General features: G+C 72.7%; 15 protein-coding genes. 8 read left to right on the forward strand and 7 right to left on the reverse strand.

Features of this window, described 5'->3' with window-relative positions; translation table 11 throughout:
- Positions 1-161 precede the first annotated feature (161 nt).
- Both ACFPFQ_RS09185 and ACFPFQ_RS09190 read right to left on the reverse strand, forming a co-directional pair.
- Positions 162-467 (reverse strand): hypothetical protein, encoded by a 306-nt coding sequence (locus tag ACFPFQ_RS09185; protein ID WP_379616815.1) that lies wholly within the window; start codon positions 465-467, stop codon positions 162-164.
- A gap of 43 nt (positions 468-510) precedes the next feature.
- Entirely contained in the window at positions 511-807 is a 297-nt protein-coding gene (locus ACFPFQ_RS09190; protein ID WP_379616817.1) for a hypothetical protein, read from the reverse strand.
- Here ACFPFQ_RS09190 and ppc point away from each other — a divergent pair.
- Positions 806-4207, forward strand: a complete 3402-nt coding sequence (gene ppc / locus ACFPFQ_RS09195; protein WP_379616819.1) for a phosphoenolpyruvate carboxylase — start codon at positions 806-808, stop codon at positions 4205-4207. The two genes, ACFPFQ_RS09190 and ppc, sit on opposite strands and share 2 nt — an antisense overlap.
- 55 nt (positions 4208-4262) lie before the next feature.
- The gene (locus ACFPFQ_RS09200; RefSeq protein WP_379616821.1) at positions 4263-5090 is read left to right on the forward strand and encodes a dienelactone hydrolase family protein; all 828 of its coding nucleotides are present in this window, start codon (positions 4263-4265) and stop codon (positions 5088-5090) included.
- A gap of 2 nt (positions 5091-5092) precedes the next feature.
- Here the strand turns inward: ACFPFQ_RS09200 and ACFPFQ_RS09205 are convergent, their stop codons facing one another.
- Positions 5093-5662: a hypothetical protein gene (locus ACFPFQ_RS09205; protein WP_379616823.1), complete on the reverse strand. Its 570-nt coding sequence runs from the start codon at positions 5660-5662 to the stop codon at positions 5093-5095.
- A 240-nt stretch (positions 5663-5902) separates the two neighbouring features.
- On the opposite strand from ACFPFQ_RS09205, the gene ACFPFQ_RS09210 reads away from it, so the two are divergent.
- The 6 genes from ACFPFQ_RS09210 (at position 5903) to ACFPFQ_RS09235 (ending at position 11403) form a co-directional block, all read left to right on the forward strand.
- Positions 5903-6703 carry a hypothetical protein gene (locus ACFPFQ_RS09210; RefSeq protein ID WP_379616825.1) on the forward strand — a complete coding sequence of 267 codons (801 nt, stop codon included), beginning with the start codon at positions 5903-5905 and terminating at the stop codon, positions 6701-6703.
- A 178-nt stretch (positions 6704-6881) separates the two neighbouring features.
- Entirely contained in the window at positions 6882-7646 is a 765-nt protein-coding gene (locus tag ACFPFQ_RS09215; RefSeq protein ID WP_379616827.1) for a hypothetical protein, read from the forward strand.
- A 430-nt stretch (positions 7647-8076) separates the two neighbouring features.
- Positions 8077-8541, forward strand: a complete 465-nt coding sequence (locus ACFPFQ_RS09220; protein WP_379616829.1) for a MarR family winged helix-turn-helix transcriptional regulator — start codon at positions 8077-8079, stop codon at positions 8539-8541.
- Complete coding sequence (locus tag ACFPFQ_RS09225) at positions 8538-9362, forward strand: ATP-binding cassette domain-containing protein (protein WP_379616831.1); 825 nt, start codon at positions 8538-8540, stop codon at positions 9360-9362. Before ACFPFQ_RS09220 ends, ACFPFQ_RS09225 begins: the two co-directional genes overlap by 4 nt.
- Positions 9322-10140 (forward strand): ABC transporter permease, encoded by an 819-nt coding sequence (locus ACFPFQ_RS09230; protein WP_379616833.1) that lies wholly within the window; start codon positions 9322-9324, stop codon positions 10138-10140. The genes ACFPFQ_RS09225 and ACFPFQ_RS09230 overlap by 41 nt, the downstream gene beginning before the upstream one ends.
- Positions 10141-10554: 414 nt before the next feature.
- Positions 10555-11403: an SDR family oxidoreductase gene (locus tag ACFPFQ_RS09235; RefSeq protein WP_379616835.1), complete on the forward strand. Its 849-nt coding sequence runs from the start codon at positions 10555-10557 to the stop codon at positions 11401-11403.
- Between the two features lie 18 nt (positions 11404-11421).
- On the opposite strand, the gene ACFPFQ_RS09240 is transcribed toward ACFPFQ_RS09235, so the two are convergent.
- Genes ACFPFQ_RS09240 through ACFPFQ_RS09255 form a run of 4 tightly spaced genes read right to left on the reverse strand, consistent with a single transcriptional unit; the run spans position 11422 to position 14283 of the window.
- Positions 11422-12234 carry a hypothetical protein gene (locus tag ACFPFQ_RS09240; RefSeq protein WP_379616837.1) on the reverse strand — a complete coding sequence of 271 codons (813 nt, stop codon included), beginning with the start codon at positions 12232-12234 and terminating at the stop codon, positions 11422-11424.
- A 29-nt stretch (positions 12235-12263) separates the two neighbouring features.
- Positions 12264-13481, reverse strand: coding sequence for an RNA polymerase sigma factor (locus ACFPFQ_RS09245; protein WP_379616839.1), 1218 nt, complete (start codon positions 13479-13481; stop codon positions 12264-12266).
- A gap of 29 nt (positions 13482-13510) precedes the next feature.
- Positions 13511-13912, reverse strand: coding sequence for a YciI family protein (locus ACFPFQ_RS09250; protein ID WP_379616841.1), 402 nt, complete (start codon positions 13910-13912; stop codon positions 13511-13513).
- Positions 13913-13932: 20 nt separating this feature from the next.
- Positions 13933-14283, reverse strand: coding sequence for a pyridoxamine 5'-phosphate oxidase family protein (locus ACFPFQ_RS09255; RefSeq protein ID WP_379616843.1), 351 nt, complete (start codon positions 14281-14283; stop codon positions 13933-13935).
- Between the last annotated feature and the right edge of the window lie 52 nt (positions 14284-14335).

A 14335-nucleotide genomic window follows, 5' to 3' on the forward strand; every position in this document is an offset into this window, starting at 1 on the left:
TCGACCCACGGGGCCGGAGTACACAAGCGACCCATCTCCGTAACCCCTTTCCGTGCCGGCTGTTGCTGTCGGGCTCCAGGGTGACGCGCGCAGGCGGGCAGCGCTGTCACGCGGCCGGGAGATCGCGCTGCCGACCCGGCGACGGTTTGCTTGCCATCCCGCTAGGGCGCGAGGCTGTGGGCCCCGCCCTGTGCGGCGTCGTGCGCCGCGGGGAGCGCACGACGCCGCCGCACCACCAGCTCGACCGCGAAGATCACGAGCCATGCGCTCCACAGGATGTAGCCGATGAAGTTGGCGGCGTCGGTGAGCGGGAGCTCCAGCGGCGAGAGCACGCCGGCGAGGAGGTTGCCGAGGATCCGGTTGGCCGTGCCGAACGCGTCGCGGGCGCCGGCCGCTGCCGCGGCGTCGCCGCCCGTCGACGCGGCGGCCCAGCGCGGCACCAGCAGCGGCCGGCGCAACAGGCCCACGACCTGCACCGTGCGGCGGCGATGCCCACCGGGACGGCCACCCTCATGAACCGTGGTCCAGGGCGAGCAGGTGAGCGCGGTCGCCGTCGCCTGCCAGGTGCGCGGCCGCGATCACCACGAGCTGGCGCTCCCGCGTGCCGGTGGCCGCCTCGGCGGCGTGGGCCAGCAGCGGCCGCCAGCGGGGCGGGATGGCGAGGGCCGTCGCCACGAGCACGGCGGGATCGGAGCTGGTCGCGCTGCGCTGCGCTGCACGAGCGCTGCGCTGCACGAGCGCCGCGATCGCCGTGGCGTCACCGGCGACGAATCGCCGGATGAGCTGTTCCGAACAGGTCGAATCCATGTCGCGGAGCGTCCCGAGTGCCGCTGTGGCACTGGGCGACACCGTGGCGGGGCGGGCCGCCTGCGAGGAGGCGATCCGCGTCATCACGCCGCTGGGCGACGCGTGGGGGCTGTTGCACGCGGAGGCGGCGCTGGGCCGGGTCGCGCAGGCCGAAGTTCGCTTCGCGGACGCCGCGGCGCACCACGGCCACGCGGCGGACTCGGCGCAGCGGCTCGGGTTCGGTGGTGCCGCCGCCCTGCACACGGTGCACCTGGGCCGGGCCCGGCACGAAGCGGGTGATCCCGCGGCCGCGGAGACGCTGCGCGCCGCGATCGCCGCCGCCGAGCTGGCGGGGGACCTGCGACTGCTCGCGGTGGCACGGATGGCGCTCGCCGAGCACCTGCGCGTCCACGGCGACCGCGCCACCGCCCGAGCACTCGTGGAGGCCGCCGACCGGTGGTACGCGCAGGCCGGGGCAGGCGAGGGCGCGCTGCTCGCGGCCTGCCTGCTCGCGACGATGCGGGCCGAGGACGGTGCCCCGGCGCGGCCGCGGACCTGCACGCGATCCACGAGGCGGCGGTGGTGGCAGGCGACGTCGTCGTGCAGCGCCTGGCCGGTGGCGCGGACGTGGGAGGATGAGCGCGCTCTGCCGCATCCCACCGTCGAGAGCGGCCCACTGACCGTCGACGGGATGCCCGTGTCCGATCTGTCCTCCGCAGGCGTGGTCTCGGCGTCCGAGCACGACGCGCTGCGCGCCGACATCCGCAGGCTCTCGACGATGCTCGGTCACACGCTGGCCGATCACGGCGGCGCCGAGCTCCTGGAACTGGTGGAGCGGGTGCGCAAGCTCGCCCGCTCGGCTCCCGACGGCGCCGAGGCGGAGCTGACGACGCTGCTCGCGGGCGTCGACGCCGGCACCGCGCTCGCGCTGACCAGGGCGTTCTCGCAGTACTTCCAGCTGGCCAACGTCGCTGAACAGCTGCACCGCTCCCGGGAGCTGCGCGAGCTGCGCCCGGCAGGCAGGCGCCCGCTGCGGGTGGTGATGCAGCGGCTGGCCGCGGAGGCCGACCCGGCCGCCGTCGCCGAGGTGCTGGCCCGCGCCCAGCTGCGGCCCGTGTTCACGGCCCACCCGACGGAATCGTCACGCCAGACCGTGCTGACGATCCTGCGTCGCGTGGCCGTCGCGCTGGATTCCGGCGCGCCGGACGAGACGCTCGCCGCGCTCGTCGACACGCTGTGGCAGACCGACGAGATCCGGCCGGGCCGGCCCAGCGTCGCCGACGAGGCCCGCGGCATCGCGTGGTTCCTGGAGCAGCTGGCCGCACACAGCGTGCCGGCGTTGCTCAGGGAGTACGAGAGCGAGGCGCGCGCCGCCGGGTTCGAGGTGCCCCGCTCGGCCCGTCCGGTGGTGCTCGGGAGCTGGGTGGGCGGTGACCGCGACGGCAACCCGAACGTGACGCCGCAGGTCACCCGGGACGTCCTCGACATGCAGGCCGACCGGGCGCTGCGCATCCACATCCGGTTCGTCGAGCAGCTCGTGCAGGAGCTGGGGATCTCCACGAAGATCGTCGGGGTGTCCGAGGAGCTGCGGGGGGCGCTGGCGCGTGACCGCCGCGCGCTGCCCGCGGTGTTCGACCGGTTCAACCGGCTCAACATCCACGAGCCCTACCGGCTCGCGCTGTCCTACGTGCTCGCCCGGCTGGAGAACACCCGCACCCGGATCGGGGCGCGCGCCGCGCACGTCGCGGGACGCGACTACTTCGGCGCCGCGGCCTACCTCGAAGATCTCGCGGTGCTCGACCGCTCGCTACGGGCCCACCGCGGCGCCCGCATCGCCGACTCTACGCTGGCCACGGCCCGGCGCGCCGCGGAGGCGATCGGGCTGCACCTGGCGGAGCTGGACGTCCGCGAGCACAGCGAGCGCCACCACGCCGCACTGGGCGCGATCTACGACGCCCTCGGCGAGCTGGACCGGCCCTACGCCGAGCTGACCCGCCCGGAGCGCCGCGCGCTGCTCTCGGCCGAGCTGGGCAGCGCCCGCCCGCTGGTGCGCCGCCACTACGGGCTGCCCGAGGCCGCCTCCGGCGTGCTGGCGACGTTCGACATGGTCCACGAGCTGCAGCACGAGTTCGGCGAGGAGTCGGTGCGCACCTACATCGTCTCCATGTGCCAGGACGTCGACGACATGCTCGCCGTCGCCGTGCTGGCCCGCGAGTCGTACATGGTCGAGCTGCGCACGGACCCGCGGTCCTCGATCGACCTGGTGCCGCTGTTCGAGACCGTCGAGGAGCTCTCGCGCGCAGGTGAGCTGCTCGACGGGCTGCTCGCGGATCCCGGCTACCGCCGGCACGTGCGCAACCGGGACGACCTGCAGGAGGTCATGCTCGGCTACTCCGACTCCAACAAGGGCGCCGGCATCACCACGTCGCAGTGGGAGATCCACCGCGCCCAGCGGCAGCTGCGCGACGTAGCGGCCGCGCACGGCGTCCGGCTGCGGCTGTTCCACGGCCGGGGCGGCTCGGTCGGGCGCGGCGGCGGGCCCGCCGGTGAGGCCGTGGCGTCCTCGCCGTTCGGGTCGGTGGACGCCGCGCTCAAGCTCACCGAGCAGGGCGAGGTCATCTCCGACAAGTACACGATGCCCGCGCTCGCCCACGACAACCTCGAGATCCTGCTCGCGTCGATGATCGACGCGACGCTGCTGCACCAGTCCTCCCGCTGGCCCGACGCCGCGCTCGCCCGCTGGGACGAGGTGATGACGTGCGTCAGCACGGCGGCGCGGGCGGCGTACCGGGAGCTGGTGGAGACGCCGGGCCTGCCCGCGTTCTTCCAGGCCGCCACCCCCGTCGACGAGCTGGGCAGGCTCAACGTCGGGTCGCGGCCGTCGAAGCGGCCCCAGGCGGGCGCGCCGACACTCGATGACCTGCGCGCGATCCCGTGGGTGTTCGGCTGGACCCAGACCCGCATGGTGGTGCCGGGCTGGTTCGGGCTCGGCAGTGGTCTGCGGGCCGCCCGGGAGGCCGGCTTCGGTGCGGACCTCGACGGGATGCGGGAGTGGGCGTTCTTCGCCAACCTGCTCGGCAACGTCGAGATGACGCTCGCCAAGACCGACCTGCGCATCGCCGGCCGCTACGTCGACGCGCTCGTCGAGCCGGACCTGCAACCGATCTTCGCGACGATCCGCGCCGAGCACGCGACCACGCTGCGCGAGGTGCTCGCGCTGACCGGATCGTCGACGCTCCTGGCCCAGCACCCGGTGCTGCGCAACACCCTCGAGGTGCGCAACGGCTACCTGGAGCCGCTGCATCACCTGCAGGTGGAGCTGCTGGCCCGGCGCCGCACCGGTGACGACGACCCGGACGTCGAGCGGGCGCTGCTGCAGACGATCAACGGCATCGCGGCGGGGCTGAAGAACACCGGATGATCCGCATGATCTGATGCGGCGGACCGCCCGCCGTCGATCGAGATCGGACGAGCTCATGCCCGAGGCAGCAACCACCGACGCAGCACCGACCGGGGACCTCGCGGGCTGGCGCCGGGCCCCCTTCACCGGGGCCGGCATGACCTACGACTGCTTCGAGAAGGGCGAGGGCCCCGGGGTGGTGCTGATCCCGGAGATCCCCGGGATCACCCCGCAGGTTCTCGGGCTCGCCGAGCACCTGGTCGACGCGGGCTTCACGGTGGTCGTGCCGTCGCCGTTCGGCACGCCGGGCAAGCCGATGACCACCGGCTACGTGCTGCGCGTGATCACCAGGCTGTGCGTCGCGTCGGAGTTCCGGGCGTTCGCCACCAACGCGCACCGCCCGATCACCGACTACCTGCGTGCCGTGGCGCAGGACCTGGCAGCGCGGACCCCGGGCCCGGGGGTCGGGGTCATCGGGATGTGCTTCACCGGCGGCTTCGCGCTGGCGCTGGCCGTCGACGACGTGGTGCTGGCACCGGTGCTGAGCCAGCCGTCCGTCCCGCTACCGCTGGGCGCGGCCCGGCGCCGTGACGCGGGGGTCTCCGCCGCGGAGCTGGACCGGGTGGTCGAGCGCACCACGACGGCGGACCTGTGCGTGCTCGGGTTGCGGTTCACCGAGGACGGCGCGGTCGACAAGGAGCGCTTCGCCACCCTGCGCGCCCGGCTCGGCGACGCCTTCGAGGTGATCGAGCTGGACTCGGCACCCGGCAACGCCGGTGGGTTCGCGAAGGGTGCGCACTCGGTGCTGACGGCGGAGGTGCGCGAGCGGCCAGGGCACCCCGCACTCGCCGCCCGGGAGCGCACGGTGCAGTTCCTGCGGGAGCGGATCGCCGTCAAGGGCTGACCTCAGCCGGTGGACGTGCCGCACTGCGGGCAGAACCGGACCCCGGCCACGTCCCCGCCGCAGCAGCGGCAGAACGCGGGCCGCACCATCGGGGTGCCGCAGTCGCCGCAGAACCGGCCGCTGCCGGTGGCTCCGCAGGCCGTGCACTGCGCCTGCCCGGCAGCGGCGCCCTGCCGCCCGGACTCCCGAACCTCGGGCGCACAGGTGTTGCAGCAGTCCAGCGCGGTGTCCCAGCAGACCTGCCGGCACACCCACTGCGTGCAACGCCGGCACTGGTGGAACTCCTCGGCCACGTCCTGGGCGGCCTCGACGAGCCGGGCGTCGTTGGTGGTGCCGCGCATGCTGCTGCGGCCGTTCTGCGCCCACCAACCGGCGTCCTGGATCCGGTTGCCGATCTCCCCGCCCAGCAGGCTGCCCCCGAGCACGGCGAGCCTGCCGCCGAAGCCGGTGGCCGAGTGGCGGAACGCGGAACGGTAGCCGTTGCCGCAGTGCATGCAGCAGAACTCGAACTGGTAACCCTCGTGCGTGCTGTCGTCGCGGTAGTTGCTGGTGAACGGGATCAACGCGGCCATGGGGGAATCCTCGACCGCCGTGGTGATCGGGAGACTCCCGCCGGCGGCCAGGTTCCGGCTCCCAGAAGGAAGGTTCACCTACCCGTCCGGCAACCCACCCGCGGCTCAGCCGAATCGCTTCCGGCGGCACCCGCACGGCCCAGCGGCACCCGGCGCTGCCCCGTCGGCGCTGCCCCGTCGGCGCTGCAGTCCGGCGCTGCCGCTAACGGCTGCGGGTGTGGCGGCGTGGAGGAGGGGCAAATGGCAAGCTCAGCAGACGTCCTCGCCGCCAACGGCATCCTGCGCGCCGCGGACGTGGTCTGGCTGGCCGCGCAGGAGGGCCTCGAGCTCGCCGCGGCGGCCACCATGCTGCAGAAGGAGACCGGGGGCGGGCGCAACGTCTGGGGCAGCGCCGGCGTCTCGACCGGCGGCGTCTACGTCAAGGGTTCCGAGGTCACGCAGTCGGCGTACCTGAACTACAAGGCCATCCGGGCCCAGATCGGCAACCAGGGCGTCGGCCCGTGCCAGCTGACGGCGACGACGTACCAGAACCAGGCCGACGCGATCGGCGGCTGCTGGGACCCGATCGCCAGCATCACGATCGGTTTCCGCGCCCTCGCCGGGATGATCCGCGCCAACGGCCTGCGCAACGGCTTCCGCGCCTACAACGGCTCGGGACCCGCGGCCGAGTGCTACGCGGACGACTCCGCCGCCGTCTACAATCGCTGGCGCGGCCTGCTCGCGGGCTCCGTCGGGGGACCGGCCGGACCCGGCCCCACCACCCCGGGCAACCGGCGAAAGGACGAGCCCGTGGCTCCCATCCCGCTGCAGGTCAACAGCAACGGCACCGTCCGAGCCGCACTGCAGGTGGAGGCGGACGCGTCGTCGCTGGTCATCGCGCAGGCCGGCCGCCGAACGCCACATCGACCTCCCCGACAACGGCCGCTCCTTCCTCCAGGTCCCCTCCGGCGCCGTCATGGCGACGATCGAGGGCCGCGCCGCACCGGCGTCGACGTGTCGGGCTGGCGCCCGTCGGCGGCGCTCGTGGTCCGACCGCGCTGAGCGCTGGCTGGGCCGGTGGTGGGCGCTGCTGCGGCGCGCCGGATTGTGGTTCGGGGAGGTCGTGGCGGAGGGGTTCGCCGCGGGTGGTGTAGGTCCTGCCCAGCGGGCTGGTCCACCCGAACCGTCCCGGTGCGGGCTGCGAGAGTGTCCAGCCGCGGTCTTTGTCGGGGTGGTGGCGGTGACAAGCGGGTCCGGCGTTCTCCTCGACGGTGTCGCCGCCCTTGTCGTGGTCGAGGGTGTGATCCAGATCCGAGCGGCGGGCCGACCGGGTGCAGCCCGGGCCGCCGGGATCGGAGATCAGGTCTTCGAGTTCGGCCAGGGTGAGGTGGATCTGCACGACCCCGCCGCGTGCTTTGCCGCCGCGGGTCTTGGGTCGGCTGCGCAGGTATCCACCGTGCAGGAGGTGCCCGGTGTCGTCGACGATGGTGACCTCCCACGTCCCACCCCGATGCTGCCGCGCCACCGCAGCCCGGGCGACCTCGGCGGAGACGGGCCCGACACCGGCGATCTCGCCGGGCCGCTGATCGCGGCCCATCAGGGTCGGCAGCCCGATGTGGACCTCGACACCCTCGCGGACCAGTTCGGTGTCGCCGGTCAGGGCGTCGATGATCTGGGCCTCGGTCAGGCCTTGGAACCGGCCGTCGAGCATGCCCAGATACAGATCGGCGCTGATCTGACCGAGCGTTCCCGGGCACCCCTTGCGGTGCACGGTCTCGGCGAGCCGGTCAAGGCGTGCGCACGCGGCCGCGGCTTCATCGGGTGGGAGTCCTTGGGGGACCCCACGTCCTCGACCACAACCGCCCGGATTGCCCGTTACGGGCGTGTCGCATCCCTCGGCCCTACTGATCTTGTTGAGATCACCTCACTATCGAGCATCATCGCCATTTCGGAAACGAGAAATCACCGTGTGGAAATGGCGAAATCGCCCGCCCTGGGCGCATGAGCCCAACTCGCAGGTCCATCCGTCGCAACTCGCGGGTCCATCCGTCGCAACTCGCGGTGCGTTCCATCCCAGCTCGCGCCGTGTCGAAATCGCGAAATCACCGTGTCGGAACGGCGAAATCACCGTGCTGGAACGGCGGAATCGCCCGTACCGACATCCACGCGCCGCCGACGGCCCGTCCGTCCCGAACTCGCGCCCCGAGCGGCCCGCCACAACCGGCCGCACCGCCCTCGCCGGGGCCTCGGCCTCGCCTGCGCAGGCACCACCTCGATACCCGTCTCGGCCCGGATCAGCGCAGCGACATCCACCGGGAAGTACATGGAAGCTCCTCTCGGCCGTGGATCGACCGGACCGAGGCTGCCGCCTGGTGCGCGCTCCAGGTCGAGCCCGACCCCTAGATACCTCTGACTCAGAGCCTTATGATCGGATCATGTCCACCACCCCGGGCACCGTGTCGGAGCGCCTGATGCCGGCTATCGGCACCCTCCGCAGGCTGCTGCGCCGCCAGGCGGGGCCGGGTTTCGGCGACGCCGTCTCCACCTCCCAGCGGGAGGTGATGCTGGCGGTCGCCCGCCGTCCGGGCAGTCCGGTGGCCGATGTCGCCCACGAGCTCGGGCTCGCGCCCAACAGCGTCTCGACGATGGTCACGCAACTGGTGGCGAGCGGCCTGCTGATCCGGGAGCCGGATCAGCAGGATCGACGGGTCGGGCGGCTGAGCCTGAGCCCGGATGCTGCCGCCCAGGCCGCAGTGGTGCGTGGCAGGCGCCAGGTGCTGCTGCAGAAGGCGTTGCAGGGACTGGCCCCACAGCAGATCGACGACCTCGTCGCCGGCATCGACGCGCTCGAGGCGTTGGCCGGCGCGTTGCGCGCACTCGAGCAGGAGGAGCAGCGATGACCGTTCCCGCAACCGCACTCGCCACCGCGGTGTCCTGCACCGGACTGGTGCACCGCTTCCGGGAGACGCTGGCGGTCGACCACCTCGACCTGCAGATCGCCACCGGGGAGGTCTTCGGCCTGCTGGGGCCCAACGGTGCGGGCAAGACCACCACGATCCGCGTGTTCAACACGCTCCTGCCGGTGCAGGAGGGCCGGGTCGAGGTGTTCGGCCTCGACGTCCGGCGCCACGCCGCCCAGGTCCGGCGCCACCTGGGCTACGTGCCGCAGCAGCTCTCGATCGAAGGTGCGCTCACGGGCCGGCAGAACGTCACGTGGTTCGCCCGCCTCTTCGACGTGCCGAAACGGGAGCGCGCCGACCGCGTCGACGAGGCGCTGGACGCCATGGACCTGCTCGACGTGGCCGATCGCCGCGCCAGCACCTACTCCGGCGGCATGATCCGCCGCCTGGAACTCGCCCAGGCGCTGGTCAACCACCCCTCGCTGCTCGTGCTCGACGAGCCGACGGTCGGGCTCGACCCGATCGCGCGGGCCGGGGTGTGGGAGCGCGTGCGCGACATGCAGGCGCAGTACGGCATGACGGTGCTGCTCACCACCCACTACATGGACGAGGCCGACGAGCTGTGCGACACCGTCGCGCTCATGCACCACGGCCGGTTGCAGACGGTCGGCTCGCCCGCCGAGCTGCGGGCGGCCATCGGGCCCGACGCCACCCTCGAGGACGTCTTCCGCACGTACGCGGGTGCCGGTCTCGCCGAAGCCGAACAGAAGGGTCTGCGAGATGTCCGTCGCACTCGCACCACCGCCCGCAAGCTGGGCTAGCGCGGCAGGCGAGTCGGTTCGCGTGCTCGCCTCCCGCACGTGGACGCTGTCGCTCGTCGAACTGCAGAAGATCCGCAGCGATCACACCGAGCTGATCACGCGCATGGTGCAGCCGGTGTTGTGGTTGCTGGTCTTCGGGCAGATCTTCAGCCGGATCCGGGCCATCCCGACCGGCAACCTGCCCTACCTCGCGTACCTGACGCCGGGCATCCTGGCGCAGTCCGCGCTGTTCGTCTCGATCTTCTACGGCATCCAGATCATCTGGGACCGCGACGCGGGCATCCTCACGAAGGTCATGGTCACCCCGACGCCACGCACGGCGATCGTGCTGGCCAAGGCGTTCGCGGCCGGGGTGCGCGGGCTCGCGCCGGTGGTCGTGCTGATCCCGGTGGCGCTGCTGCTCGGGGTGACGATCATGGTGAACCCGCTGCAGATCCTCGGTGCGGCCGCGGCGCTGCTGCTCAGCGCGGGATTCTTCGCGTGCCTGTCGATGGCGATCGCGGGCGTCGCGCAGACCCGCGATCGGCTGATGGGCATCGGCCAGCTGATGACGATGCCGCTGTTCTTCGCGTCCAACGCGCTCTACCCGATCGACATCATGCCGGGCTGGCTGCAGGTGCTCAGCCAGATCAACCCGCTGACCTACCTGGTCAACGCCCTGCGCGGGCTGCTCGTCGGGGCGCAGGCGAACCTGTGGACGGACTTCGGCGTGCTGGTCGGGGTGTTCGTGATCGGGGTCGCCGCCGCAGCCCCACTGCTCGGCAAGCTGGTGCGGTGACGCCGCTCGTCGACCACGGCGTGCAGGTCGAGGAGCTCGGGAAGTGCGAGGCGATGGCCTCGATGGCCTCGATGGCCTCGATGGCCACGGTGAACCGGTGGTTGCGGTCGCCCTGACCCACGTCGATCTTCGCGAGCGCGGTGCCGTGGACCTCGTGCTGGCCCAGATCGATGATGCGGCCACCGCGGGCGACCGACCACCGCACGTTGAAGTAGTCGTAGGACAGCCCGGCCGCGAGGGCGATGTCGTTGCTTCCGGTCAGAGTCTCGTCACCCGCCGACAACCCCGGTGAACCGCCGTGGCACCCATAACAGTCAATGTTGACTGCTAATGTTGTCGCAACCGGCGAAGGGAAACCTCCATGTGCAACGATGCCATCCGCCCCGCCCCTGCGACCGCTGAGGACGTCCTCCGATGACCGGCGCGCTGGCGGGCCGCACCCTCGTGATGTCCGGTGGTAGCCGCGGCATCGGGCTGGCGATCCTGCTGGCCGCCGCCCGCGAGGGCGCGAACGCCGTGCTGCTGGCGAAGACCGACCAGCCCGACCCGCGCCTGCCCGGCACCGTGCACACGGCCGTCGCCGAGATCGAGGCCGCGGGCGGCCGGGCGGTGGCGGTGGTGGGCGACGTCCGCGTCGAGGAGGACGTCGACCGCGCCGCGGCCACGGCCGTCGAGCACTTCGGCGGCATCGACATCGTGGTCAACAACGCCAGTGCGATCAGCGTCTCCGGCACCCTCGACCTGACGCCCAAGCGGTACGACCTGATGCAGCAGATCAACTCCCGCGGCACCTACCTGCTCACGCGGGCGTGCGTGCCGCACCTCAAGGCGTCGTCGGATGCGCAGATCCTGACGATGTCGCCGCCGGTGAGCCTCGACCCGAAGTGGCTGGGGCGGTTCCCGTCCTACATGCTCTCGAAGTACGGGATGTCGCTGCTCACGCTCGGGTTCGCCGCCGAGTTCGCCGACGACGGGATCCGGGCCAACTGCCTGTGGCCCGAGACGACGATCGCCACCGCCGCGGTGGTCAACCTCCTGGGCGGCGCCGAGGCGGCCGCGCGGTCACGCGCACCGGAGATCATGGGTGACGCCGCGGTGGCGCTGCTGCGCGATCCGGCGAAGCCCACCGGGCAGACGCTGCTCGACGTGGACGTGCTGGCCGCGGCGGGTGTCACCGACCTGTCGCCCTACGGCGGCACCGACGATCCCGAGCTCGACTTCTTCGTGGATCCGCCGCAGGTGCGCGCCGCCCGGAACACCTGAGCGGGGGCCTCCTGAGCTTCAGGAGCGACGCGCCGACAGATCGAAGAACGTGCTCGCGGAGCGGAGCTGTTTGAGCAGCTCCTCGAGCCGTCCCACCGGTACCGGTTCCTGCCAGGCGTCGAGCGTGCCGCGCAGCACGACGGCGCCGGCGGTGGGCGTGACGGCGGTCAGGCGCAGGCCGCGGGGGAGCGCGGGCAGCGCGACCGGGATGGCGGGGGTGTGGCTGCCCAGCACCCGGCGCCGCCCGCGCAGGACGAGCGCCCGCGGCCGCAACCACAGGTGCGAGCCGTCTGGGTGGACATCGATCTCCACGTGCCCGAGCCGGGGGTGGCGCCGCCAGCGCACTGTGGCGACGCCGTCCCGGCCGGTACCGATACCGAGCAGCAGCCGGGGCACCTGGTCCGCCACCAGCGCGAGCACGACGCCGGCCGCGACGGTGATCTCCACCTCGACCGGCGCCGCGACGAGCAGCGGGATCTCGGCGGGCTGGACGTGCAGGTTGTGCAGCGTCACCACGGCCGCGTCGAGCGGGTGATCGGCCACGGTGATGTCCGTGGCCGCCAGCCGGACCTCGCCGAGCTGCCCGACCGACAGGCTCATCGGGTCGAGCGTCGCGTTCAGCGCGGCCAGCGTCAGCGCGATGTCCGACCCGCCGGTGGAGCGCACGGTGAACGCGCGCCCGACGAGGTGGCGCTGCACCGTCTCGAACACGGTGCGCACCACCGTGACCGGGCCGATCATGAGCGGTGCGGCGGCCTGCGTCCACAGCGAGGCCATGCTCTCCAGCGGCCGGAACGGGTCCCAGCCGCCGAACGGTCCCGACGGCGCCATTGCGGGAGCCTACGCGGCGCCGGGCTCGGTCACCGGTGGACGGCCTGCGCGGCTTTCGCCGTCAGGTACCGCTGTTCCGGCAGGCTGGTGGCCCGCCGGGCGGCGGCGCCGAAGTGCCGTGCCGCCGTCGTGTGGTCGCCGAGCATCGCGTGCAGGTGCCCCCGGACGGCGTCGAGGCGGTGGTGGCCGGGTAGCCGCTCGTCCAGCGGTTCCAGCAGTGCCAGCCCCGCGGCCGGACCCTGCACCATCGCCACGGCCACCGCGCGGTTGAGCGCGACCATCGGGTTGTCGGTGATCCGGCCCAGCAGGTCGTAGACGGTGACGATCTGGGCCCAGTCGGTGTCCGCGGCCGATGGGGCGCCGTCGTGGACCGCGGCGATCGAGGCCTGCAGCTGGTATTCGCCCACCCGGCCCCGACTCATCGCGGTGACGACGAGCCCGACGCCCTCGGCGATGCGGTCCCGGTCCCAGAGCGCGCGGTCCTGCTCGGTGAGCGGCACGAGCTCCCCACCGGGTCCGGTGCGGGCCGGCCGGCGCGCGTCGGTGAGCAGCATCAGCGCCAGCAGCCCGGTCACCTCGCCGTCGGCCGGCAGCAGCGCGTGCACCGTGCGGGTCAGCCGGATGGCCTCCTGGGCCAGGTCGACGCGCTGCAGATCGGCTCCAGAGCTCGCGGTGTACCCCTCGTTGAACATCAGGTACAGGACCCGCAGTACGGGGGCGAGGCGGCGCTCCCGCTCCTGGTCGCCCGGTGTGCGAAAGCCCTCGTCGGACGCGGCGATCCGCTGCTTGGCGCGGCTGATGCGCTGCGCCATCGTCGCCTCCGGCACGAGGAACGCCGCGGCGATCTCGGCGGTGGTCAGCCCGCCCACCGCCCGCAGCGTCAACGCCACGGCCGACGCCGGCGTCAGCACCGGGTGGCAGCACAGGAACAGCAGCTCGAGCGTGTCGTCCTGGTCGGCGACATCGACCTCGCCCACCGCCTGCTCCTGCTGCGTGACGAGGTCCTCGCGCCGCCTGCGGGCCTGCTCGCTGCGGAACTGGTCGGTGAGCTTGCGCAGCGCCGTCTGGATCAGCCACCCCGAGGGGTGCTCCGGCACACCGTCGCGCGGCCACCGCTGTGCCGCGGCGATCAGGGCCTCCTGCACGGCGTCCTCCGCCGCCGCGAAGTTGCCGTAGCGGCGCACGAGCACGCCGAGGGCCTGCGGGGCCAGCGAGCGCAGCAGGTCCTCGAGGTCCCGGATCCCCATCGCCGGCAGATCCGTCCCGGGTGCCTCGCTCACAGGTCGGGACCGCCGATGGCCATCACCTGCCGCACCTCGATGTGCTGGCCGATCGGCACGCCACCGGGCCCCGGTGCGGCCGAGACGAGCGCGGCGATCTCGACCGCCCGCGCCTCGGACTCGACGTCGATCAGCTGGTAGCCCGCGAGCATCTCCTTCGACTCGGGGAACGGCCCGTCGGTGACCACCGTCGTGTTGCTCGCCCCGGCAGTGACGGTCCTGGCGAGCTCCGGCGCGGCGAGGATGTTCACCTCGATCAGCTCGCCGGATTCGGACAGCTCGCGGTTGAGAGCGCGCAGATGGTCGAGGTGCGCGGTGATCTCGGCGGGATCCCACTCCTCCATCGGCGGCAGGGCAAGGCTGGGGTCGTACCTGGTGAGCAGCAGGAACTTCGGCATGGTCGTGGTCCTCTCGTCCGTCAGCGCGGGTCGCCGTAGGCCTGGATCAGATCGGCGACGGCCTTCGCGACGGTGGTCTCGAAGTCCAGCAGCTTGGCCCAGTTCCCGCCCCGCACCAGCAACACGCGCGGAGGGTAGCCCTCGGTGTCGATCGTGATCGCGACCCGGGGATGGGCCTGCAGCGCCCGCACCTTCGCCGACCGCGACACCGTGCACACGATCAGCTGCGACCCCGTCCACCGGAGGCCGTCCGGCACGACCCGCGGGCCGCCGTCGATGCCGGTGCAGGCCAGCCGGGCCGGGATCGAGGACCCCAGCAGCTCCTGCGAGATCGGCCTGGCCAGCACCGCGGCGACGTCTGTGTACTCCATCGTGGTCTCCTCCGCCTGGGCGTGCACCCGGTGTGCCCGCCAGACACATCCA

The organism is Pseudonocardia sp. GCM10023141 (genome assembly GCF_042653605.1).